The following is a 24,466-nucleotide window of genomic DNA, read 5'->3' as shown; positions in this document are numbered from 1 at the left end:
TTGTCGCTGTGCGGTTTTCACGGCTCGACGTACTCGTCGGCCATCAGCCGCCCAGTACCCGCTGCGGTACACCAGAGTACTGGCTCAGTGGTCGGATCAGTGCGTTGGTGGCAACCTGTTCCATGATGTGGGCGGTCCACCCCGTGATGCGGCTCATCACGAAGATCGGCGTGAATGATGCGATATCGAAACCCATGAGGTGATAGGCGGGACCGGTGGGGAAATCGAGGTTCGGTTTGATGCCGGTGCGCTGCGCCATCGCCGCCTCGAGTTCGGTGTAGATCCCGAGCCACCTGCTGTCCCCCACATGTGCTGCGACCTCGGCGAATGCGGCCTTCATCGTCGGCACCCGGGAATCGCCGTTCTTGTACACGCGGTGACCGAAGCCCATGATCTTCTCCTTCCGCTCGAACTTGGCGTCGAGCCATGCCCGGGCCAGTTCGGGACGGTCGATCTCGATCATGTCGTACATGACCGCCTCGTTGGCGCCGCCGTGCAGCGACCCCTTCAGCGCGCCGATCGCCGCGGTCACGGCACTGTAGATATCCGACTGGGTCGAGGTCACGACGCGCGCGGCGAAGGTGGATGCATTGAAACTGTGTTCGGCGTAGAGCACCATCGACTTCGCGAATGCCCGGACAATTGCCGGGTCGGGCACCTCCCCGAAACACATATTCAGGAAGTTCTCCGCGTAACCCAAACCGTGGTGTGGTGCAACGGGGTCCAGCCCGCGGCTGCGTCGCATGTCGGCGGCGACGATGGTCGGGAGCCGATCGATGGCCGCGTCGAGACCCTCGATCGCGCGGGCATCGGTGCGCGCACAGATGACGAAGTTCTCGTCGCGCCGGCCGTTCACGGCTGCGGCCAGTCGCTTGAGCATGTCGCCGACGGGGACCACGTCCTTGCCGTCGAGGTGCCCGCACCGCTTGGGGTTCACCTGATCCTCGAGATGACAACCGGCCAGGCCGGCGTCCTCCAGCATCGCGACGGTCCGGGCCGCACTCATCGGCTCGCCGAATCCGGTGTCGCCGTCGACGAGCGCGGGCAGATCGGTCGCCCGTGCGATCGCCCCAGCACGGGTGGCGACCTCGGTCAGTGTGGTCAATCCGATGTCGGGCAGACCCAGGTCCGCCGAGAGTACGGCGCCGGAGACGTACACCCCCTCGAAACCGATGTCGGCGACGAGCTTGGCCACCAGCGGCGAGAAGGCCCCCGGCCACCGTTGCAGCTCACCGGATCTCAGACCGGCGCGCAACGCCTTGCGCTTGTCGGTGTCGGTGACACCACTGGAGAACAGTGACATCAGAAGATCCCCTTACCCGTCGTCGGCGCCTTGTCCAGAACCGTCGGGCGCACGGCGACGTTGAGCGCACCCAACTCACCGGCACCGAGTTCGGCCAGACTGGTGGCGATGTCCAGGAACCGTTGCTGCTCTTCGGGTTCCACCACGCCGTCGGCCATTGTGGCGAACTTGGCCTCGTACTGTTTGCGCGCGAATGGCCGGGCGCCCAACGGGTGTGCGTCGGCGACGGCGAGCTCGTCGGTGATGACCTCACCGTTGCCCAAGGTGATGACCGCCCGGGCGCCCGAATGCCTTCTCGGCGGGGTCGGTGGAGTGATACCGGCGGGTCCACTCCGGGTCCTCGACCGTGGAGATCTTGCGCCACAACTCGATGGTGTCGGGGCGGTTCGCGCGTTCGGGCGCATACGAGGCTTCGTGATGCCAGGTACCGTCCTGCAGGGCAACCGCGAAGATATACATCACCGAGTGGTCCAGGGTTTCTCGGCTGGCCGTCGGATCGAACTTCTGCGGGTCTCCCGATCCCGTTCCGATGACCACATGCGTGTGGTGGCTGGTGTGCAGCACGATCGACTCGATGTCGTCGACGTCGGAAATCCTCTCGCGCATCCGACGGGCGAGGTCGATCGGCGCCTGGCTCTGGTACTCCGCGGAGTGCTCTTTGGTGTAGCTGTCGAGGATCGCGCGCTTGGGTTCACCCGGCGCCGGCAACGCGACGTCGTAGGTTGCCCCCGGCCCGCCGAGCAGCCAGGCGATCACACCGTCCTCACCCTCCCAGATCGGGGCGGGCGCGCCCTCACCGCGCATGGCCCGGTCGACCGCCTCGATGCCGATCTTGCCGGCGTGGGCCGGCGCGTAGGCCTTCCAACTGGAGATGAGGCCCTTGCGCGACTGCCGGGTGGCGGTGGTCAGGTGCAGGGCCTGCCCGACGGCCGGGTAGATGGTCTCCCCATCCAGACCGAGCATGGTGCCGAGACCCGCGGCCACCGACGGCCCGAGGTGTGCCACGTGATCGATCTTGTGTTCGTGCAGACAGATACCGCGCACGAGGTCGATCTGGATCTCGTAGGCGGTGGCCAGCCCGCGGATCAGATCGGCACCGCCGATTCCCAGATGCTGGGCGACCGCGACGAGCGGCGGGATGTTGTCCCCCGGATGGGAGTACTCGGCGGCGAGGAAGGTGTCGTGGAAGTCGAGTTCGCGCACGGCGACACCGTTGGCCCAGGCCGCCCACTCCGGCGAGTAGGTGCCGCCGACGCCGAAAACGCTCGCTCCCGGCGTGGACGGATGCGCCAGCGCTTGCTGCCGCGCAGTGGTGACCGGCCGACGGATCACCGACGCCGCACTCACCGCAGCGTTGTCGATGATCCGGTTGATCACCATCTCCGTGGTCTCGTCGGGAACGGCCACCGGATCGGCAGCGACCTCCGCGATCTTCTGGGCGAGATGCTCGGACTGCGGGAAATCCTCGGAACTACGACGGGTGCGAACGTGATGAGTGATCATGTCCGCACCGTACGCAGCTCGGCGCGACCAGCGAAAGCCCTGGATAGTGCGTATTTCAGCGAACGATCAGCGGCCATTTTGCGAATGTTGCGGACGTCGGGACGACTATGCTCGCGACATGCCAGAGCTCTCGCCACGTTCCTCGGGCCGGATGTTCATCGGCGCACGCCTGCGACGTCTCCGGGACGAGCGGGGCCTCTCCCAGGCCGGACTCGCCCGTCGCGTCGAACTGTCCACCAGCTATGTCAACCAGCTCGAGAACGACCAGCGCCCCATCACCGTCCCGGTCCTGCTCACCCTGACCCGGGAGTTCGATCTCGACGCCGATTACTTCGCACCCGACGGCGACGCGCGCCTGGTGGCCGACCTCGCCGATGTCCTCACCGCACAACCCGACTCCGGCGAGGTGACCCGCGCCGAGATCACCGAATTGGTGGCGCGGATGCCCGCGGTCGGCCGCACCCTGGTCGGGATGCACCGGCGGCTGATCGCGGCCGACACCGAACTCGAGAGTCATCGGGCGCGGATCTCCTCTGGCGGGGTGCCGGCCACGACACCGATGCCGTTCGAGGAGGTCCGCGACTTCTTCTACGACCGCAAGAATTACATCGACAGCCTCGACGAGGCCGCCGAAACGCTCTTCGACAGGCATCGACTGCGGATCGGCGGCCTCGATCTCCAGCTGGCCGATCTGCTGGCCGAGGAGTTCGGGATCTCGGTGTCGATCGATCACCACGCCGACCCGCGCGATGCGGCCCGCTCCCCCAAGCGCCGGTTCGACGAGGAACACGGCGTGATCCATCTGGCGGGGCGCCTCACCTCGGGGCAACGGGCGTTTCAGCTCGCCACCCAACTGGCACTGCTGACCCAGGCCGCCATCATCGACGCGCTGGTGACCGAGGCCGACAACCTTCATCCGTCGTCGGTTCCGCTCGCCCGGATCGGGTTGGCGAACTACTTTGCCGGCGCACTGCTCCTGCCGTACGAGAGATTCCTGCGGGCCGCCGAGACGGTCCGCTACGACGTCGAGTTGCTCGGCCTGACATTCGGCGTCGGCTTCGAGACCGTCTGCCATCGGCTCTCCACGCTGCAGCGTCCGCGCAATCGTGGCATCCCGTTCATCCTGGTCCGCACCGACCGGGCCGGAAACATCTCGAAACGGCAGTCGGCCACCGCATTTCACTTCTCCCGTGTCGGCGGGAGCTGTCCACTCTGGGTGGTCCACGACGCCTTCGCCACCCCCGGCCGCATCGTCACCCAGGTGTCGCAGATGCCCGACGGCCGCTCCTACTTCTGGCTGGCCCGCACCACCGACGATCACCACGGCTTCCTTTCTCCCCGAAAGAGTTTCGCCATCGGCCTCGGATGCGACGTCGCACACGCACAGCGCCTAATCTACGCCAGCGGCGTCGACCTGTCCGATGACTCGACCGTGGTGCCCATCGGCGCCGGCTGCAAGGTGTGCAGCCGGCCCGAATGCCCCCAGCGCGCCTTCCCGCAACTGGGTCACCCGATCCACGTCGACGCCGCTGTTAGCGATTCGGTGCCCTACCGGCACAGCGATGGCGATGATTGATCCAATAGCGCTGTCCCGCAGTTCGATACATCGGCCGCGATCAGCATTCTCGTAGTTCGGGCTCGACGTATCGAGATTCGTATCTACAGTGGGGTGAGGGAACAACGACGCCGTTGAAAGGGGCATGACCCATGGCTCGATTCGAACTCCCCACGCTGGACGCATTGCGTGAACTCGGTGAACCCCGGGAGAACGCGATCACGATCTACGCGGAGACCTCCCCCGCCCCCGATGAGCGTGACGGCAGTGTCCTCAACGTCAAGAGCGCCTTTGACCGCGCCATCCGGTCATTGCGCGACAACGGGATTCGGCACGCAGGCGAATCCGCGCTTCGCGAGCAATGGGACAAGGTGCTGGGCGATGAGGCGTGGATGCGGTTGTCGCGGTCGCTTGCGGTCTTCGTCTCCCCCGACCGCGCCGACGTCTACGTCCTGCCCAATCGGCTGGAGAACCAGATGCAGGTGGGTACCTACTTCGATCTCGGCCAGTTGGTACGCGCGGTCGTGACGCCGCAGTCGGCGTACGCGCTCACGTTGTCGGCCAACGGCTGGAATCTGTGGGAGGCCACCCCGACGACGGTCGCGAGTGAGATGGACCTGCGCGGCGAGTACGGTACCGACGCCGCCGACGCCACAAACCGCGCCACCATCCGCGACCGCGGACACGTCCGGCGGCTCGTCGGCGACGAGGGCAAGAAGCTGCTGCTCGAGCAGTACGCGCATCGTGTCGCCGAGGCCGTCGCCACCGAACTCGACCACGTCGACCCGAACGCGGCGCGTCCGCTGTTCCTGTTCGCGGCCGATCCGCTGCTCGAGCTCTACCGCAACGCCGAGAAGCGTCGGCGCGTGATGGTGGTGGCGGGCAATCCCGACGAACTGCGCGCCGATCAGATCGACTCGGCCATCCGTCGGCTGCTCCCGGCCCTGAACGCCGAACAACACAACGCCCGGGTCGCGCGCATCGCCGACGGCGCCGGCAAGGGACTGGTGGCGACCGACCTCGTCGACATCGCCCGGGCCGCGGCGAACGGCGCCGTGGCCACGCTCGTCTACGACTTCACCGTCGACATTCTCGGTCACCTCGACAACGCCACCGGCGAGCTCACCTACGCCGACGACGGCTATGACCTGCTGTCCAAGATCGTCGTCACCGTGCTCGATCGCGGCGGGGACGTGCTCGCGGTGCGGGCCGACGAGATCGATCACCCGATCTGGAACGGTCAGGCGCTCGCCGGACTGCGCTATCCCCTGACCTGAGTCGGATGACCCTGAACCCAGAATCGGACGAAACACACCCCGGGATACGATGACGCCCGGAGGTGTCAGAAGTAGTGAGCGCGACGTGCCGGACGGACCATGACGGTCCGCAGGCCACACCCCAACCCTCCGAACATCATCCGCGGGCGGCCGTCACCGTGCTGTGCGCGGCGGGCATCGTCGTCGCGCTCATGCAGACGATCATCGTCCCGCTCATCCCGCAGTTGCCGACGCTGCTGCACGCCGACCCCGGCAACACCTCGTGGGCGCTGACCATCACCCTCCTCGTCGGGGCGGTGGTCACCCCTATCGGCGGACGTCTCGGCGACATGTACGGCAAACGCATGGCACTGCTCGGCAGCATGGGCTGCGTCGGCGTCGGTTCGGTGGTGTGCGCACTCTCCGGTGCATTGCTGCCGTTCCTGATCGGTCGCGGACTGCAGGGACTCGGCTTCGGCACCATTGCACTCGGCATCAGCGTGATGCGCGACATCGTCCCGCCTCGCCACCTGGGCTCGTCGGTGGGCACCATGAGCGCCTCACTGGGCATCGGCGGCGCGCTGGGACTGCCCTTTGCCGCACTCATCGCACAGCACGTCAGCTGGCATGCCCTGTTCTGGGCGTGTGCCGGGGCGGCTTTGCTGGGGGCAGTGGGTATCGCACTGACGGTGCCGGAGAGCCCCACCCGCACCGGCGGCCGATTCGATGCGGTCGGCGCGCTCGGCCTCGCGGCCATGCTCGTGTGTCTGCTGCTGCCGTTGTCCAAAGGGTCGACGTGGGGCTGGGCGAGTCCGATGACGCTGGGGCTGCTCGTCGGGTTCGTCGTGGTCGGGGTGATGTGGTGCCTCTACGAGCGCGGCCGCGGCAACGCTCTCATCGACCTCACCGTGGCCATCGAGCGGCCGGTGCTGCTGACCAACGTCGCGTCCATCGCAACCGGCTTCGCGTTCTATTCGATGCAACTCATCCCGATCCAGCTGTTGATGGCCCCGTCCACCAGCCGGGACGGTCTCGGTTTCGACATGGTGACCGCAAGCCTCATCCTGGCGCCGAGCGGTCTGCTCATGTTCGTCTTCTCCCATATCAGCGGGCGGCTCACCACCGCGTTCGGCCCGCGGATCTCCCTCGCCGTCGGCGGGCTCGTGATCGGCAGTGGCTACGTGGTCTTCCTGGTCGCGCTCACCGGACCGTGGGAGATGAACTGGGTGCTGATGCTGGTCATCGCCTGTCTGGTCGGTGCCGGACTGGGCATCGCGTACTCGGCGATGCCGGCCCTGATCATGCGGTCGGTCCGGGTGGAGCAGACCGGCGAGGCCAACGGGGTCAATGCGCTGATGCGGGTGGTCGGCACCTCCACGTCGGCGGCGCTCGTCGGCATGCTGCTGACGTGGTCGATGGTCGCGGTCGAAGCATCCGACGGGCAGGTGACCGCGGTGCCGAGCGAATCCGGCTACCTGTGGGCGGCCGGGATCTCGCTGGGTGCCTGTGTGGTCGCGAGTCTCATCGCCTTGGCCATCCCCCCGGCCCGCCCGCTCGTCGAAGAGAAGGTGTGATCCGCAGCGGTCGACATGGGCTCCGACATGCCGAGCGGGCCCGATGGTCGTAGCGTGACGCAGGTGAGCGAGCAGATCCTGATCGAGAACTGCCACATCGTGACCGTCGACGCCCGGCGGCGCGAGATCGACGGCGGGTCGGTTCTCGTGGATGGGGAGCGGATCGCCGCCGTCGAGGCCGGACGCATCGACGACGGTGACGATCGGTTGTGCGACACCGTGATCCGGGTGGACGGATCGGGCTGTGTCCTGACCCCCGGGCTGATCAACACCCACCATCACCTGTATCAGTGGATCACCCGGGGTATGGCCGCCGACCAGACACTCTTCGAATGGCTGACCACGCTCTACCCGGTGTGGGCCGGCATCGACGAGGCCGCGGTGCACGCGGCTGCCCTCGGCGGTCTCGCCCAGCTGGCGTTGTCCGGGTGCACCACCACCACCGATCATCACTACGTCTTCCCCCGCGACGGCGGTGATCTGCTGGGCGCCGAGATCGCTGCCGCCGAGGCCATGGGCTTGCGTTTCCACCCCACCCGCGGGTCCATGGATCTCTCCGAGAAGGACGGCGGGCTGCCGCCGGACACGGTCGTCGAGTCCATCGACGAGATCCTCACCGCCAGTGCCCAGGCCGTCGACCGGTGGCATGATCCCGGACCCGGCGCGATGGTCCGCATCGGGATCGCACCGTGCTCCCCGTTCTCCGTCACCACCGATCTGCTGCGCGAATCTGCGCTGCTCGCACGGGACCTCGGCGTCCAGCTGCATACCCATCTGGCCGAGTCGCCGGATGAGAACACCTATTGCGCCCAGCAATTCGGCGCTACCCCGCTGCAGTACATGGAGTCTGTCGGCTGGCTCGGCGACGACGTCTGGTTCGCCCACGGCATCGAGTTCGACGACGACGAGATCGCGCGGCTGGCCGCCACCGCCACCGGGGTGGCACACTGCCCCACCTCCAACGCCCGTCTGGGCAACCGGATCTGCCGCACCCGCGACCTCGTGGACGCCAGCGTACCCGTCGGTCTGGGCGTCGACGGCGCCGCCTCCAACGAGTCCGCCCGACTGCTCGAGGAGGCACATCAGGCCGTGCTGATGGCTCGGGCGCGCGGCGGTCCGACGGCGTTGTCGACTCGCACCGCCATCGAACTGGCCACCCTGGGCGGCGCCCGGGTGCTCGGCCGGGCCGAGGAGATCGGTTCGGTCGAGGTGGGCAAATTCGCCGACCTGGTGCTCTGGGATCTGTCCACCGCCGCGCACCGGGACATCGACGACCCGGTCGCGGCGCTCGTCCTCGGTGCGATCCCGCCGATCCGGGCATCCTGGGTTCACGGCCGATCGATCATCGACGACGGTGAGGTGCGCACCGTCGACCTGGACCAGGTCACGAGAGACGTTGCGCGCGAGCATGACCGGCTGATCGCGCGGGCAGGGTGATGCGCTGATGGATCTGCACACCGTACAGACCTACCGCTTCGCCCGCAGCCGGGCCGAGCTCGCACTCGTCCCGGGTGAACGGATCGTGGCGGGTGGGACGTGGCTGTTCTCCGAACCGCAGCCCGACGTCACCGGTCTGGTGGACATCAGTGAGATGGGTTGGCCGGCAATCGAAGACCTCGACGACGACGGTCTACGTGTGGCAGCGACATGCACCATCGCCGAGCTGGCCGCGATGCCACCCCGACCCGGATTACGCGCTCACCCACTGTTCGCCCAGTGCGCCGACGCGCTGCTCGCGTCGTTCAAGGTCGCGACCATGGCCACCGTGGGCGGCAACGTGTGCCGATCCTATGCGGCGGCCGCGATGGTGTCGCTCGCCGTCGGACTCGACGCCACCGCGCACCTCTGGCGAGCTGACGGCACCGACCGCGACGTCCTCGTCGCCGATCTGATCACCGGCAACGGCAGCAACGCATTGCGACCGGGAGAAGTACTGCGCGCCATCGACTTCCCCGGGGGCCCACTGCGTTCGAGGACAGCTTTCCGGAAACTGGCCCTGGCCGAGCTGGGCCGCTCGGGGACCGTGGTCACCGGCCGGGTCGACGAGGACGGCAGCGTCACGCTGGGGATCACCGCCGCCACCGCGACACCCACCGTGCTGCGCTATCCTACCCTCCCGCACCGCGATCGACTGCACGACGACGTCGTGGCCGCGCCCGGCTACTACTCGGATCCGCTCGGGGCGGCCGATTGGCGACGGGCGACGACCGCGACGCTCGCCGAGGAGATCCGCACCGAACTGTCCGGAGCGATCCGATGAGATTCCAGGTCAACGGCGACTCGCTCGATGCCCACCCCGCGCCGGGACAGTGTCTGCGCACCCTGTTGCGTGAGCACGCCCACTTCGAGGTCAAGAAGGGTTGCGACGCAGGCGATTGCGGTGCCTGTACGGTGCTGGTCGACGGAAACCCGGTGCACTCGTGCATCTTTCCCGCACAACGTGCCGCCGACCGGTCGGTCACCACCGTTTCGGGACTGGGCACCACTGACCGGCTCCATCCTGTCGCGCGGTCCTTTGTGGACAACTTCGGCTTCCAGTGCGGATTCTGCACCGCGGGCATGATCGTCACCGCGGCGAGCCTCGGACCCGACGACCTCGACGACCTGCCGCGCCGGATGAAGGGAAATCTGTGCCGCTGCACGGGATATCGGGCGATTCGAGACTCCATCACCGCCGCTGTCACCCAACCGGCTGACGCGGTCGAGGACAGCACCGCCGGCACTGTCGGCACCTCGGTGCATCCGGTGGCGGCCCGGCGGGTGGTCACCGGCACCGAGCCGTACACCTTCGACGTCGACGTGCCCGGGATGCTCATCATCCGGGTCCTGTCCTCGCCACACCCGCATGCCCGCATCGTCGCGATCGACACCACAGCCGCGGCCGCACTGCCCGGCGTCGAACTCATCGTGACCCATGAGAATGCCTCCACGCGAAGGTTTTCCACGGCCCGACACGAACACCGCGAGGACGATCCCGACGACACCCTGATCCTGGATCCGGTGGTCCGCTTCGTCGGGCAACGAGTCGCGGCGGTGGTCGCCACCACCGCCGCCGTCGCCGAAGCGGCCTGTCGGCTGATCGAGGTGAGCTATGAGGTGCTCCCCGCGGTCTTCGATCCGGAGGAAGCACGCCGCCCGGGTGCACCGGCCATCCATCCCGACCGCACGCCGCTGGACCGGGTCAATCACGCCGACCGCAACGTGATCGCGGATTTCCACCAAGGATTCGGCGGTGACGTCGACGAGGCACTCGCACGGTCGGCCGCCACCGTCTCCGGTACCTGGAGCACCGCCCGGGTATCGCACGCGCAGTTGGAGACCCACGGCAGTATCGGCTGGCTCGACGACGACGGCCGGCTGGTCATCCGCACCAGCACCCAGGTGCCGTTCCTGGTGCGCGATGAGCTCGCACTGATCCTCGATCTGCCCGCGGACCGGATTCGGGTGTTCTCCGCCCGCGTCGGCGGCGGCTTCGGCGGCAAACAGGAGTTGCTGACCGAGGATCTGGTCGCGCTCGCCGTGCTGCGGACCGGCCGGCCATGCGGCTATGAAATGAGCCGCACCGACGAGATGGCCCGCACCACCTATCGTCATCCGTTCCGCATCGGCGTCGAGGCCGGCGCCGACACCGACGGTCGCCTCACCGCACTGCGGGTCGACGTCCTGTCGGACACCGGCGCCTACGGCAACCACGCGATCGGTGTGATGTTCCACGCCTGTGCAGAGTCGGTGTCGGTCTACAACTGTCCGGTGAAGTGGATCGACGCCGAGGTGGTCTACACCAACAATCCGCCGTCGGGCGCCTTCCGCGGGTACGGCCTGGGCCAGGTGATCTTTGCGATCGAGAGTGCCATGGACGAGCTGGCGATCGAGCTCGGGATCGATCCGTTCGCGATGCGCCGCATCAACGCGGTCGCCGAGTGGGATCCGTTGCTGATCGCCCACGGAGTACCCGAACAGGATCTCGTCTACGGCAGCTACGGCCTCGATCAGTGCCTCGACCTGGCCCAGCGGGCCCTCGCCCGCGGAAACGGTGTCCCGGCCCCGACCGGCGAACAGTGGCGCGTCGGGGAGGGGATGGCGCTGGCCGCGATCGCCACGATGGCCCCGCGCGGACACCACTCGAGCGTCCGGGTCGGCGTCGACGCCGACGGGATCTACCATCTCGGCGTCGGCACAAGCGAATTCGGGAACGGGACCACCACTGTCCACGTACAGATCGCGGCCACCGCACTACAGACCGCACCCGGTCGCATCCGCCTCACCCACGGGGACACCGACGCGGCCGACTACGACACCGGAGCCTTCGCCTCGGCCGGTATCACCGTCGCGGGCAAGGCACTCCACATCGCCTGCCTGAGCCTGCGCACCACGCTGATCGAGACGGCAACACAACTCGCCGGCGCCACCCCCGACGAGGCGCGCCTGACCCCGGACGGCGTTCTCGTCGGCGAGCGACTGTTCGATTTCGCGGAACTCATCGCGGCGGCCGACGACGAGCACCGCGTCGGCGACCGCCTCGTCGCCACCGGCACCGAGAACGGCGACCTGCGCTCGATCGCCTTCAACGTGCATGCCGTGCGCGTGGCGGTCAACACCGGCACCGGCGCGGTGGTGATCCTGCAATCGGTGCACGCCGCCGACGCGGGCACCGTGATGAACCCGCAGCAGTGCCTCGGTCAGATCGAGGGCGGAGTCGCCCAGGCGATCGGGTCGTCGTTGTACGAGGAGATCATCCTCGACGGCAAAGGTGTCCCGGTGACCACTGTGTTCCGCACCTACCGAGTGCCGCAGATGGCCGACATTCCCGTCGCCGAGGTCTACTTCGCCGAGACCAGCGACGACCTCGGACCCTACGGCGCGAAGTCGATGAGCGAGTCCCCGTACAACCCGGTGGCGCCGGCGATCGCCAACGCGATCCGGCGCGCGATCGGGGTTCGGCCGGTCGAGATCCCGATTTCGCGGGACCGGGTCTGGCGACTGGTCAACGCGACCGCCGCCGATACCGGCACTACTAAGTTTCGGTAACCCGAAATTTTTAGTTCGCACAACTTGAAAGCGTCTCGGTTTCGTGCGAGATTGGTCGCCATGGCATCGCTTCGAGCAGCACAGTTCACCCCGAGCGGTGCCAAGATGCGCAATGCCGCACTACTCGGACCCGCCTTCGTCGCCGCGATCGCCTACGTGGACCCGGGCAATGTGGCCGCCAATATCACCGCGGGCGCCCGCTACGGATTCTTGCTCGTGTGGGTTCTGGTGATGGCCAATCTGATCGCCATGGTCATCCAGTACCAGTCGGCCAAACTCGGCATCGTCACCGGAACCAGCCTGCCCGCGCTGCTCGGCAGGCGCCTGTCCCCGCGTTCCCGCCGCGCATACTGGGTGCAGGCCGAGATCGTCGCCGCGGCAACCGATCTGGCCGAGATCGTGGGCGGGGCTATCGCTCTGCAACTGCTGTTCGACCTGCCGCTGGTGATCGGCGGATTGATCGTCGGCGTGGTGTCCATGATCATCCTGATCCTGCAGAACCCGCGGCAGCAGAAGATCTTCGAGCGGGTGATCGTGACCATGCTCGCGGTCATCGTGGTCGGCTTCCTCACCGGACTCGTCCTGCAACCCCCGCCGGCCGGCGATGTACTCGGCGGTCTGATCCCGCGTCTCGACGGCCCCGAAACCGTGCTGCTGGCGGCGAGCATGCTCGGTGCGACGGTGATGCCGCACGCGATCTATCTGCACTCGTCGCTCGTCATCGATCGACACGGCACCGGCCACTCCGACGAGGAGAAACGCAGGCTGGTGCGCGTCACCCGGTGGGACGTGGTGGTGGCATTGCTCATCGCGGGCGCGGTCAACATCTCGCTGCTGCTGCTCGCCGCGCAGAACCTACGCGGCAAAGAGGGCACCGACACCATCGAGGGCGCCTACAGCGCCGTCCAGGATGCGCTGGGGCCGGCGGTCGCCACCGTCTTCGCGATCGGCCTGCTCGCCTCGGGACTGGCCGCCACCTCGGTGGGGTCCTACGCCGGTGCGTCGATCATGGATGGCCTGCTCCGCATTCGCATCCCGATCGTCGCGCGCCGCATCCTCGTGCTCATCCCGTCGCTGATCGTGCTGTCGGTCGGGGTCGAACCGACCTGGGCCCTCGTCCTGAGCCAGGTGGTCCTGAGTTTCGGTATCCCGTTCGCCATCATCCCGCTCGGGCGGCTCACCGCCAACCGGGATCTGATGGGCGAGTTCGCCGACTCGCGCCCGCTGCGTCTGGTCGCGGGCGCGGCGTCGGCAGTGATCGTGCTGCTCAACATTGCACTCGTCGTGCTGATGGTGACCGGGGCCGAGTAATCGGCTCAGGCGCGCAGCAACCCCTTGGCCACGTGCGTGACCTGGATCTCGTTGCTTCCCGCGTAGATCATCAGCGACTTCGCATCGCGCGCAAGCTGTTCCACGCGGTACTCGGCCATGTAGCCGTTGCCGCCGAAGAGCTGCACCGCCTCCATCGCCACGTCGGTGGCCGCCTTGGACGAGTACAGCTTCATCGCCGACGCCTCCGACAGACTCAGCGGTTTGCCCGCCTGCGCCCGCTCGATCGCACTGAAGAGCATGTTCTGTACGTTGATCCGAGCGACCTCCATCTCGGCCAGTTTGAGCTGGATGAGCTGGAATTGCGCGATCTCCTGCCCCCAGAGCTTGCGGTTCTTCGCGTAGTCGAGGGACAGCCGTAGGCACTCGTTGATGATGCCGAGCGACAGCGCCGCGATACCGACGCGTTCGGCGGTGAAACCGGCCTTGGCACCCTCGGAACCGCGCGCATCCGATCCGGTGTCCTCGGTCTCGCCGAGCAGGCGATCCCGGCCGAGGCGGACATTGTCGAAGAACAGCTCCCCGGTCGGCGAGCTCATCATGCCCATCTTCTTGAACGCCTTGCCCTGGGTGAGACCCGGCATGCCCTTGTCGAGGACGAAGGACAGCACCTTGCGGTCACGCATGGGGGTATCGCTGCCGTCGTCGAGCTTGGCGAACACGACGATCGTGTCGGCGTAGGGACCGTTGGTGATGAAGGTTTTCTGGCCCTTCAGGATGTAGTCGTCACCGTCGCGTTTGACCGTGGTCTTCATGCCGCCCAGCGCATCCGAGCCGGAGTCGGGCTCGGTGATCGCCCAGGCGCCCACCTTCTCCATGGTGACCAACTCGGGCAGCCACCGCTTCTTCTGCGCGAGAGTTCCCTTGCCGCGGATCGTTCCGGGCGTCAGGCCCATGCTGACACCCATCGACCCGACGAGTCCTAGACAGACACCGGCCAGCTCGATGTTGACCATCATGAACATCGAACTCGACATGTTGCCGCCACCGCCGCCGGACGACTTCTTGCCCTCGGCCTCGGCCGCCAACTCCTTTTCCAGGGCGTCTTTGGCCATCGCGTCGACGCCGAACGTGGACAGCAGCTTGCGGGTGATGTCGTAGGGCGGGAGCACACCGGTCTCGAGTTCATCGATATGCGGGCGGATCTCCTTGTCGATGAACGCCCGCAGGGCGTCCCGCACCATCAGATCCTCTTCCGACCACTCGAACATCGCTACCTCGCATCCAGGGAAGTAAAACACGTTTCAGTTTCACTGTGTCAGGTGTCACCCGGGATGTAAAGACACACATGAGCACAACTGTTTCATCGCTGGTAGATCGTCGCCGGCCGGACCTCGACGGCGAAATATCGTGCGGGGTCGTCGACGAGAAGCGCCTGCGCCACCGGCATCGACACGACGCAGGCCGATACCGAGGTGGTGGTTCGCCACGCCTGGATGCGGGCAACGAAGTCGCTGATGGATTCGCCGCCATGCGGATGCGACGCCGGGTCGGCGAACCAGGCGCCGAGTTCAGGTGGCGGGATCTCCTCGGGCAGCCGTCCCGTCCACGCCCCGACGTCCAGGGTGCGCAGGTCGTCCACCACCCGACCGGCCACCCGCCCGGACCCGACGAGTGCGGCCGTCTCGGTGGCCGCCCGCTCCGGTCCGACGGCCACCATCCCGAAGTGGTCGGGCAGCGCGAGTGCCATCACCGACCGGCGGCCGGCGTCGTCCAGAGATGCATCACCGCCGAACCGCAGAGCCCGGTTGGGGCCGGTGCGGCCGGCGGTGATGATCAGCATGCTTCAGTGAACGGCATCTGCCCGCGACATCGGCTGTGTCACTTCACCGCGGCAGCTGTCGACTCCGGGAACGAACGCGACCGCGGACGGGCCAGATAGCCCAGGATCAGTGCGAACACCACGGTCAGCACCGTCCACAGGATCACCTGGTTGGCGATCACGTAAACCCGGAAGTCGCCGACCACGTCGGCCGGGAAGCCCGGTGCCACGATGACACCCTGCTCGTTGCGCAGTTCCGTCGGGACCTCGTGGAACTCCGGCAGCAGTGCGATGGTGATCGTCACGATCACCAGGTAGCCGACGGTGGCCGCGACGGCCGAGACGAGCCCACCGAGTTTGGGGCGCAACCAGAGTGCGAGGACCACCGCGGCGATCGCCACACCGACCGAGACCAGCGTGATGGTCAAGAACGCCCCCGACCGCGCGCCGATGGTGTCGTCGTCGCCGACGGCCGGCGGATTGGCCGGGTAGGCGAAGAACGGCACACCGAACACCGCGACAAAACCGATGGCCCCCAGCGCGCCGGCGACGGCACGCGGGTCCACGTCCGGATACCGACGACCGATGTAGGTCCACAGCAGCGTGAACGCGACGGCGAAGAACGCGCCCATACACACCGCGAACACGATGGTGCCGACGCCGGCGCCGAGGTTCTCCTGCATCGCGCGGGTGAACACCTCCCCGCCCTCGCCGTGCACGTGTCCCCCGGCCTCGATCTCGAGTTGCTCCTCGGCAGCCGAGCGCAGGCCCTCGTAGTCAATGGCCTTGGCCACCACCGGTTCGATGAACAGCCGCGCGAACAGGAACGACAGAATTCCGGCGATCAGACCCGAGAACAGGCCTGCGCCGATGAACTTCTTTTCCATTGTGTTGTTGTCTCCCGGCTGCGTCAGTGGCAGGGGAAGCCGAGGAAGTGACGGGCGTCGTGCACGAACTCGTGCACGTGGGTGTCGGAGCCGAACACCGACACCGCGCCCTGGTCGTACCCGAGGAAGTAGTAGGCCAGCCCCGCGAGCACCACGGTCAGCGTCAGCCACAGGGCCGCGCCGGCGACCGAGAGGTCGGGCACCGCGAGCGCGCGGGCCCTGCTCGATGAGCTAGGAGTGGTATGGGTAGAAGCGGTCACGATGACCTTCCTTTCGCCGATCTCGCGTCGGCAGTTCTCGATCGAACCGGTCACCCGTGCGGCACTCTGACTCACGTCGATCGGGGATCGCCGCTCACAGTGGCGCGACCGTTCCGGACTCCCACCGGATTCCCCGCACTGGCGTGTGATGACTCTATACCGTGGCCTGTCGTAGGCGTGAGGGATGATGTCGAGATGGCCCGAACCGCGCCGGTACTCCAACGATTCACCGCTCCCACCCGGCGGTGGTTCACCGGTGCGTTCACGGCGCCCACCCCTGCCCAGGTCGGCGCGTGGAACTCCATCGCCGATGGGGAGAACACGCTGGTCATTGCGCCCACCGGCTCGGGAAAGACGTTGTCGGCGTTCCTGTGGGCGCTCGACCGGCTGGCGGCCACCCCGGACCGGGCGGCCGGCACCCGCGTCCTCTACATCTCCCCGCTGAAGGCGCTGGCGGTCGATGTCGAGCGCAACCTCCGCGCGCCGCTGACCGGCATCACCCGGGCCGCGCAGGAACTCGGCGAGCCCGAACCGAACATCACCGTCGGCCTGCGCTCCGGGGATACCGCGGCGGCAGCACGCCGACTCCTCGCCAAGGCACCACCGGACATCCTGATCACCACCCCCGAGTCGCTCTACCTGATGCTCACCTCGTCGGTCCGTGAAACCCTGCGCACCGTCGACGCGGTCATCGTCGACGAGGTGCACGCGGTGGCCGGCACCAAACGCGGCACTCACCTGGCGCTGTCGCTGGAACGCCTCGACGACCTGCTGGAGACCCCGGCGCAGCGCATCGGACTCTCGGCGACCGTGCGGCCCCCGGAGGTGGTGGCCGACTTCCTCGCCGGCTCCCGTCCGTGCCGCGTCGTCCGCCCGCCCGCAGCCAAGACCTTTGACCTGCGGGTCGATGTTCCCGTACCGGACATGGCCAATATCCCGCCACCGGCCGAGGACACGGCCGACGACCTCGATGACGCGTTCTCGCCGACCGCCGGCTCGCTGTGGCCGCACGTCGAGGCCTCCATCGTCGACGCGATCGAGGCCAACCGCGCGACCATCGTCTTCGCCAATTCCCGTCGCCTCGCCGAGCGGCTGACCGCCCGGCTGAACGAGATCTACGCGCAGCGCTCCGGTGTGCCGGTGCAGGCAGCGGCCAATCCGGGGGTCCCCGGGGGCGCACCCGCGCACATCATGGCCAGCGGCGCCGCGGGTGGCGCGCCGACGACCCTCGCACGCGCCCATCACGGCTCGGTGAGCAAGGAGCAGCGCGCCGAGATCGAGGACGACCTCAAATCCGGCCGATTGCGCTGCGTAGTCGCCACCAGCTCACTGGAACTCGGAATCGACATGGGCGCAGTGGATCTCGTGATCCAGGTGGAGGCACCGCCGTCGGTGGCCAGTGGATTGCAGCGCATCGGCCGCGCCGGGCATCAGGTGGGTGAGATCAGCCAGGGTGTGCTCTACCCCAAACACCGCACCGATCTGGTGCACTGCACGGTCGCGGTCGAACGGATGCGCGCCGGCGCCATCGAGGAGCTCCGCATCCCCAAGAATCCGTTGGATGTGTTGGCGCAGCACACGATTGCCGCCGCGGCCATGGACGACCTCGACGTCGACCAGTGGTTCGACGTGATCCGCCGCGCCGCGCCGTACCGGGAGCTGGCCCGCGAGGTGTACGTATCGACCCTGGACCTGATCTCCGGGCGATTTCCGTCCGATGAGTTCGCCGAACTCCGTCCCCGGGTGACCTGGGATCGCGACGCCAACACACTCGTCGGGCGCCGCGGGGCCCAGCGTCTGGCCGTCACCTCCGGTGGAACCATCCCGGATCGCGGGCTGTTCGGCGTGTTCATGGTGGGCGAGAAGTCCGCTCGGGTCGGTGAGCTCGACGAGGAGATGGTCTACGAGTCCCGCGTCGGCGACGTCTTCGCGCTCGGCGCCACGAGTTGGCGCATCGAGGACATCACCCACGACCGAGTGCTGGTGACCCCCGCCTTCGGGCAGCCGGGCCGGCTTCCGTTCTGGGTGGGCGACGCCGTCGGGCGTCCGGCCGAGTTGGGTGCCGCCATCGGCAAGTTCACCGGCGCGATCGCCGATCCGCAGGAACTGGACCGGCAGGCAACCGAACTCGGCCTCACCGAGTACGCCCGCGACAACCTCGCCGCGCTGATCGCCGAGCAGCGCGAGGCCACCGGTCATCTCCCCACCGACCGGACCCTGGTGATCGAACGCTTCCGCGACGAGCTCGGCGACTGGCGGGTGATCCTGCACTCCCCCTACGGTTTACGCGTGCACGCCCCGTGGGCGAGTGCGATCTCGGCGCGCCTGCAGGAGACTCTCGGGCTGGCGGGCGCCACCACCGCATCCGACGACGGCATCATCGTGCGCCTGCCCGACACCGAAGATGAGCCGCCCGGTGCCGCGGTGTTCGTGATCGACCCCGACGACATCGAGCAGATGGTGACCGACGCGCTAGCCGAGTCGTCGATGTTCGCGTCCCGTTTTCGGGAATGCGCGGCTCGCGCCCTGCTGCTGCCGCGACGCGACCCGGGCCGCCGCGCCCCGCTGTGGCAACAACGGCAGCGCAGTGCCCAACTCCTCTCCGTCGCATCACAATTCCCCGACTTCCCGATCGTGCTCGAAGCCGTCCGCGAATGCCTGCAGGATGTCTACGATCTGCCCGCGCTGACCGACCTGCTGCGCCGGATCTCCACCCGCCGGGTGCGTCTGGTCGAGACGGAGACCCCCGAACCGTCGCCGTTCGCGGCGTCGTTGCTGTTCGGGTATGTCGGCGCGTTCATGTACTCCGACGACGCGCCACTGGCCGAACGTCGGGCCGCCGCACTGTCTCTCGACACCAGCCTGCTGGCCCAGCTGCTCGGTCGCGTCGATCTGCGCGAGCTCCTCGATCCCGGGGTAATCGCTGCGGTCATCGCGCGGTTGCAGCGACTCGATCCATCTCGCCAGGCCCGCGACGCCGAGGACATCGTCGACCTGCTGCGCTGGCTCGGTCCGCTCACCACCGAGGAGGTGGCCGCCCGGTACCAGGGCGACGATGCCGCCGCCGTGCTGGCCGATCTGCATCGCGCCGGTCCGATCATCTCGGTCACTCATCAGGGCCGTCCCCTGTGGGCCGCCGTCGAGGACACCGCACGACTACGTGACGCGCTCGGTGTCCCGGCTCCGCTGGGTGTCCCGGCCGCCTACACCGACCCGGTGCCCGATCCCGTGACCGATCTGGTGCACCGGTACGCGCGCACTCACGGTCCCTTCACCCTGACCGAGGCCGCCGAGTCGCTGGGGATGGCGGTGGCCGTCGTCCGCGACACACTGGTGCGCCTGGCCGCCCAGCGCAAGGTGGTCGAAGGCGATTTCCTGCCCGCGGCCGCCGACGACGCACACCCGACCACGCAGTGGTGCCATGCCGATGTCCTGGGACAGATCCGGCGCGGTTCGCTGGCGGCCAGTCGCGCCGACGTCGCGCCCGTCGACGCCGCCACCCTGGGCCGTTTCCTCGGCGGCTGGCATCACGTCACACCCGCCGAGCGACTGAGCGGCGTCGACGGGGTCGCCACGGTGCTCGACCAGCTCGCCGGCTATCCGCTGCCGGCGTCGGCGTGGGAGTCACTGATCCTGCCGGCCCGCGTCGCCGACTACTCCCCCGCCATGCTCGATGAACTGCTCTCCTCGGGCGAGGTGGTGTGGTCGGGTCACGGCCGGATCGGCGGTGCCGACGGTCAGATCGCGTTCCATCCTGCCGATCTGCTCCCGGTCACTCTCGAACCGCCCGACGAGATCGACCTGACCGCCATCCACGCCGCGCTGCTGGCGGTGCTCACCCCGGGTGGCGCGTTGCGTTTCGCCCAGCTCACCGATGCGGCCTCGGAAACCCTGTCGGCGGCCGGCGCAGCGGTGCCATCGACAGCCGACATCGAGTCGGCCCTGTGGGATCTGGTGTGGGCCGGGCAGGTCGCCAACGACTCCTTCGCCGCGGTACGTGCGCTGCTGCGGCCCGATCGTCGATCGGTGGGACGCGGCGCCGGTTCCCGTCCGACGCCTGCCCACCGCGGTCGCGCACGCGCCCCTCGCATTCGGCCGCAACGTCTTTCGACACGTTTTCTCAGCGAGCACGCGACCGGCCGGCCGTCGTCACCGACGACGACCGGTCGCTGGTTCCTGCTGGCCCGCGATGATCTCGATCCGACCGCCGCCACCCAGGCGCTGTGCGAACAACTTCTGGTCCGCTACGGAGTGGTGACGCGGGGTTCGGTGGCCACCGAGGGTGTACCCGGTGGGTTCGCGCGGGTCTACAAGGCGCTCAGCGTCTTCGAGGACAGCGGCGTGGTCCGTCGTGGCTACTACGTCGACGGGCTCGGGGGCGCCCAGTTCGCCCGGCCGACCACCGTCGACGAGTTACGCCGCCATGCCGTCGACGCGGACAGCGCTGCCCCGGCTGTTGTGCTGGCGGCCACCGACCCGGCCAATCCCTATGGCGCAGTTCTCGATTGGCCCGAGACAAGCGCTGAGGACTCCGGGCACCGCCCGGGCCGCAAAGCGGGTGCCCTCGTCGTGTTGCTCGCCGGCGAGCCGGTGCTGTTCGTCGAACGTGGGGGTAAGACGGTTCTCACCTTCAGCTCGGACGCCGATCGGTTACGCACCGCCGCAGGCGCTCTCGCCGACGCCGTGCGCGCCGGGCGGCTGTCCCGGCTGACGATCGATCAGGTGGATTCGCGGCCGGTGCTCGGCTCCGAGATGGCACCGGTGCTCGTCGACGCGGGGTTCGCCACCACCCCGCGCGGTGTGCGCCTGCGGTACGGCCTCCATGCCTGAGGGCGACACCGTCTACGCGGCGGCCGACCGGCTCCGGCGCGCCCTGGCCGGTCAGGTCCTGACGTACTGCCAGTTCCGAGTGCCCCGCTACGCGACCGTCGACTTCGCCGGGCACACGGTCACCGGCGTGCGCTCCCGGGGCAAGCACCTACTGATCGACCTCGCCGATCCGCAGGGCAATCGGGCGCCCAGCATCCACTCGCATCTCAAGATGGAGGGCGCCTGGCATGTCCACCGCGTCGGCGCACGGTGGCGACGACCCGGCCACCATGCCCGGATCGTATTGCGCACCAGCACCTACGAGGCTGTCGGCTTCGAACTGGGAATACTCGACCTGCTCGACGATCCCGACGCCGCGCTGTCCTATTTGGGCCCCGACCTTCTCGGGGACGACTGGGATGCCGAGGAGGCCATCCGGCGTATCCGGGCCAGACCGGCGGAGGCGATCGGGCTTGCACTGCTCGATCAGCGGCTGATGGCCGGCGTCGGCAACGTCTTCCGGTGCGAGATCTGCTACCTGCGCGGGGTGCTGCCCACCACCCCCGTCGCCGACGTCGACGTACCAGGGATGGTCGAGACAAGCCGTAAACTGCTGTGGAACAACCGAACCCGCACCGCCCGCTCCACCACCGGGCAGACCGCCCCGAACGCGCGCACCTGGGTCTATGGTCGGCGCGGTCAGCTCTGTCGCCGCTGCGCCACCCTGATCGAGCGGGGCTTTTTGGGCGACGAGGGTACCGAACGCGTCATCTACTTCTGCCCCACCTGCCAGCGTTGACCGTGCGGGCAAATCCGTCGATCGTGCAGGTGAACACGTTCATCGGGCACCAGAGATGACCAAATACCCTGGCATAGCCGGCGGCGGGCGACGACACTGGTGAGTGACGGGAGGACCGACGGGGCTGACGAAGGACGAGGACCATGGTGGACAACCCGATCAAGGAACTGAGCGCCGACGAAGCCTGGAATCGACTGGGACAGGCCGAACTCGGCCGCATCGCCCTGAGCTACGACGGTCAGCCCGACATCTATCCGGTGAACTACCTGTGCAGCGATCGCCGAATCATCTTCCGGACCGCTCAGGGAACCAAACTCTATGAGCTGACCGCGAATTCGCATGTGGCATTCGAGACCGACGACCACGACGCCGACGGTGGTTGGAGCGTCGTCGTGAAGGGTACCGCCCGAGTTCTCGAATCCCACCGTGAGATCGAGGCCGCCGACACGCTCCCGTTGCGCACCTGGCTGCCCACGCTCAAGTACAACTACGTCGAGATCTCCGCCGACGAGATCACCGGACGTGAGTTCACCTTCGGCCCCGAACCCGAGCGATACACCGGCGAGGACTGAACCCTCAGTCGGGGACGGGAACCGGCTCCAGGATCTCCGGCCGCGCCTCGGGTGCGGCCACCCGCAACGCGTCCGCGGACTCGTCGTCGGGCTGACGCTGCGAGGCGATCTCCGCCTCGACCCGCGCGCGGTACGTGTCGATCTCGAACGCGATCTCCTCGGGCCCCCAGCCGAGGATGGGTGCCAGTAGTCCGGCAACCTCGTCGGCGCAGTCGACCCCACGATGGGAGTACTCGATGGCGATGCGGGTGCGTCGGGCCAGCACGTCTTCGAGGTGCAGGGCGGCTTCGTCGACCGCCGCATACACCACCTCCACACGCAGGTATTGCGGTGCCGCGGCAATCGGCTGCAGCAGCGACGGATCGTCCTGCGCATAGTAGAGAACGTCGTCGATGAGCGACCCGTAGCGGTTGAGCAGACGCCGGATTCGGTACGGGTGCAGGCCATACCGTTGTCCGAGGTGCTCACACTGGTTGATCAGTGCAAAGTAGCCGTCGGCGCCGAGGAGCGGCACCCGCTCGGTGATCGACGGTGCGACGCGAGTGGGGATGAAGTCGTTACAGGCGTCGACGGCGTCGGAGGCCATCACCCGGTAGGTGGTGTACTTGCCGCCGGCGATCGACACCAGGCCAGGCGCGACGGTGGCCACCGCATGCTCACGCGACAGCTTGGAGGTCTGGTCGTCCTCCCCGGCGAGCAAGGGGCGCAGCCCCGCGTAGACGCCTTCGATGTCGTCGTGGGTGAGTTGGGTGACCAGCACCTCGTTGACGCGTTCGAGGATGTAGTCGATGTCGGCGCGGGTGGCCGCCGGGTGGGCGAGGTCGAGGTTCCAGTCGGTGTCGGTGGTGCCGATGATCCAGTGGGTCTCCCACGGGATCACGAACAGCACCGACTTCTCGGTACGCAGGATGATCGCGGTCTCGCTGACGATCCGGTCGCGTGGGACCACGATGTGCACACCCTTGGAGGCGCGGACCTTGAAATGGCCGCGCTGCTTGGACAGCGCCTGCACCTCGTCGGTCCACACGCCGGCAGCATTGATGACGCAATGACCGCGCACCTCGGTGATCTCGCCGTTCTCGGTGTCGCGCACCCGCACCCCGAGCACTCGATCGGATTCCCGCAGGAAGCCGACGACCTGGGTGGAGGTGCGGATCACGGCACCGTAGTTCGCGGCCGTACGTGCGACGGTCAGGCTGTGGCGCGCGTCGTCGACGACGGTGTCGTAGTAGCGGATACCGCCGATGAGGGAATCCCGCTTGAGCGCGGGTGCGACGCGCAGCGCGCCCGACCGGGTGACATGTTGCTGTCCGGGCACCGACTTGGCGCCGCCCATCCGGTCGTAGAGGAAGATGCCGGCCGCGACGTAGGGCCGCTCCCAGACACGCTGGGTCAGCGGATAGAGGAACGGCAGCGGCTTGACCAGGTGCGGCGCGAGGAGTCGCAGCGACAGTTCCCGCTCGCGCAGCGCCTCCCGCACCAGGCCGAACTCGAGCTGCTCGAGGTAACGCAGGCCGCCGTGGAACATCTTCGACGACCGGCTCGATGTGCCCGACGCGATGTCGCGGGCCTCGACGAGCGCCACCCGCAATCCGCGGGTCGCGGCGTCCAGAGCAGCGCCGACGCCGACCACGCCACCGCCGATGACGACGATGTCGAACTGCTCCGCGCCAAGCCGCCGCCACGCCTCCTGCCGGTACAACGGGCCCATATCCGCGGGTCGATCCGGGTTGAACTCGGGGGTCATGATCATCGAGCGTAGTGGATCTCGCGTGGATTGCAGTGGTGGCGCAGCCGCGCGTGCGACACTGGCCGCGTGAGCAGCTCAG

At 67.9% G+C, this 24,466-nt stretch carries 16 protein-coding genes, 1 pseudogene and 1 riboswitch; of the genes and pseudogenes, 10 read left to right on the top strand and 7 right to left on the bottom strand.

Features of this window, described 5'->3' with window-relative positions; translation table 11 throughout:
• Positions 1 to 43: 43 nt before the first annotated feature.
• Positions 44 to 1,303 (bottom strand): citrate/2-methylcitrate synthase, encoded by a 1,260-nt coding sequence (locus GBRO_RS25245; RefSeq protein ID WP_012833634.1) that lies wholly within the window; start codon positions 1,301 to 1,303, stop codon positions 44 to 46.
• Positions 1,303 to 2,806: pseudogene (prpD, locus tag GBRO_RS08925) on the bottom strand (2-methylcitrate dehydratase PrpD). Before prpD ends, GBRO_RS25245 begins: the two are co-directional and overlap by 1 nt.
• A 151-nt stretch (positions 2,807 to 2,957) precedes the next feature.
• Between prpD and GBRO_RS08920 the strand changes: the two are divergent.
• From GBRO_RS08920 to GBRO_RS08890, 7 genes are all read left to right on the top strand, one after another.
• A complete protein-coding gene (locus GBRO_RS08920) occupies positions 2,958 to 4,382 on the top strand; it encodes a short-chain fatty acyl-CoA regulator family protein (RefSeq protein WP_012833633.1) in 1,425 nt (474 codons plus the stop codon).
• Positions 4,383 to 4,513: 131 nt separating this feature from the next.
• On the top strand, positions 4,514 to 5,638 hold the full coding sequence (locus GBRO_RS08915; RefSeq protein WP_012833632.1) for a baeRF11 domain-containing protein: 1,125 nt from the start codon (positions 4,514 to 4,516) through the stop codon (positions 5,636 to 5,638).
• A 74-nt stretch (positions 5,639 to 5,712) separates the two neighbouring features.
• A complete protein-coding gene (locus GBRO_RS08910) occupies positions 5,713 to 7,191 on the top strand; it encodes an MFS transporter (RefSeq protein WP_012833631.1) in 1,479 nt (492 codons plus the stop codon).
• Positions 7,192 to 7,218: 27 nt separating this feature from the next.
• Positions 7,219 to 8,628 carry an 8-oxoguanine deaminase gene (locus GBRO_RS08905; protein ID WP_052298381.1) on the top strand — a complete coding sequence of 470 codons (1,410 nt, stop codon included), beginning with the start codon at positions 7,219 to 7,221 and terminating at the stop codon, positions 8,626 to 8,628.
• A gap of 7 nt (positions 8,629 to 8,635) precedes the next feature.
• Positions 8,636 to 9,451 (top strand): FAD binding domain-containing protein, encoded by an 816-nt coding sequence (locus tag GBRO_RS08900; protein ID WP_012833629.1) that lies wholly within the window; start codon positions 8,636 to 8,638, stop codon positions 9,449 to 9,451.
• Entirely contained in the window at positions 9,448 to 12,219 is a 2,772-nt protein-coding gene (locus GBRO_RS08895; protein WP_012833628.1) for a molybdopterin-dependent oxidoreductase, read from the top strand. The genes GBRO_RS08900 and GBRO_RS08895 overlap by 4 nt, the downstream gene beginning before the upstream one ends.
• 60 nt (positions 12,220 to 12,279) lie before the next feature.
• Positions 12,280 to 13,530, top strand: a complete 1,251-nt coding sequence (locus GBRO_RS08890; RefSeq protein WP_052298248.1) for an Nramp family divalent metal transporter — start codon at positions 12,280 to 12,282, stop codon at positions 13,528 to 13,530.
• 5 nt (positions 13,531 to 13,535) lie between these two features.
• Here GBRO_RS08890 and GBRO_RS08885 read toward each other — a convergent pair whose 3' ends face one another.
• The 4 genes from GBRO_RS08885 to GBRO_RS08870 all read right to left on the bottom strand — a co-directional run bounded on the left by GBRO_RS08885 (position 13,536) and on the right by GBRO_RS08870 (position 16,457).
• Positions 13,536 to 14,759, bottom strand: coding sequence for an acyl-CoA dehydrogenase family protein (locus tag GBRO_RS08885; RefSeq protein WP_012833626.1), 1,224 nt, complete (start codon positions 14,757 to 14,759; stop codon positions 13,536 to 13,538).
• 92 nt (positions 14,760 to 14,851) lie between these two features.
• Positions 14,852 to 15,331 (bottom strand): histidine phosphatase family protein, encoded by a 480-nt coding sequence (locus GBRO_RS08880; RefSeq protein WP_012833625.1) that lies wholly within the window; start codon positions 15,329 to 15,331, stop codon positions 14,852 to 14,854.
• 38 nt (positions 15,332 to 15,369) lie between these two features.
• Entirely contained in the window at positions 15,370 to 16,197 is an 828-nt protein-coding gene (locus GBRO_RS08875; protein ID WP_012833624.1) for a CbtA family protein, read from the bottom strand.
• A gap of 23 nt (positions 16,198 to 16,220) precedes the next feature.
• The gene (locus tag GBRO_RS08870; RefSeq protein ID WP_041920361.1) at positions 16,221 to 16,457 is read right to left on the bottom strand and encodes a CbtB domain-containing protein; all 237 of its coding nucleotides are present in this window, start codon (positions 16,455 to 16,457) and stop codon (positions 16,221 to 16,223) included.
• Between the two features lie 48 nt (positions 16,458 to 16,505).
• Positions 16,506 to 16,591, bottom strand: a riboswitch (cobalamin riboswitch).
• Between the two features lie 61 nt (positions 16,592 to 16,652).
• Here GBRO_RS08870 and GBRO_RS08865 point away from each other — a divergent pair.
• The 3 genes from GBRO_RS08865 to GBRO_RS08855 all read left to right on the top strand — a co-directional run bounded on the left by GBRO_RS08865 (position 16,653) and on the right by GBRO_RS08855 (position 22,637).
• Positions 16,653 to 21,287, top strand: a complete 4,635-nt coding sequence (locus GBRO_RS08865; protein ID WP_012833622.1) for an ATP-dependent helicase — start codon at positions 16,653 to 16,655, stop codon at positions 21,285 to 21,287.
• Positions 21,280 to 22,065 (top strand): DNA-formamidopyrimidine glycosylase family protein, encoded by a 786-nt coding sequence (locus GBRO_RS08860; RefSeq protein WP_012833621.1) that lies wholly within the window; start codon positions 21,280 to 21,282, stop codon positions 22,063 to 22,065. Before GBRO_RS08865 ends, GBRO_RS08860 begins: the two co-directional genes overlap by 8 nt.
• 143 nt (positions 22,066 to 22,208) lie before the next feature.
• Complete coding sequence (locus GBRO_RS08855) at positions 22,209 to 22,637, top strand: pyridoxamine 5'-phosphate oxidase family protein (protein WP_012833620.1); 429 nt, start codon at positions 22,209 to 22,211, stop codon at positions 22,635 to 22,637.
• A gap of 4 nt (positions 22,638 to 22,641) precedes the next feature.
• On the opposite strand, the gene glpD is transcribed toward GBRO_RS08855, so the two are convergent.
• Complete coding sequence (glpD, locus tag GBRO_RS08850; RefSeq protein WP_041919817.1) at positions 22,642 to 24,384, bottom strand: glycerol-3-phosphate dehydrogenase; 1,743 nt, start codon at positions 24,382 to 24,384, stop codon at positions 22,642 to 22,644.
• Positions 24,385 to 24,466 lie beyond the last annotated feature (82 nt).

This window comes from Gordonia bronchialis DSM 43247 (genome assembly GCF_000024785.1).
Classification (GTDB): Bacteria; Actinomycetota; Actinomycetes; order Mycobacteriales; family Mycobacteriaceae; genus Gordonia; species Gordonia bronchialis.
This window is presented reverse-complemented; position numbering and strand designations above follow the sequence as displayed.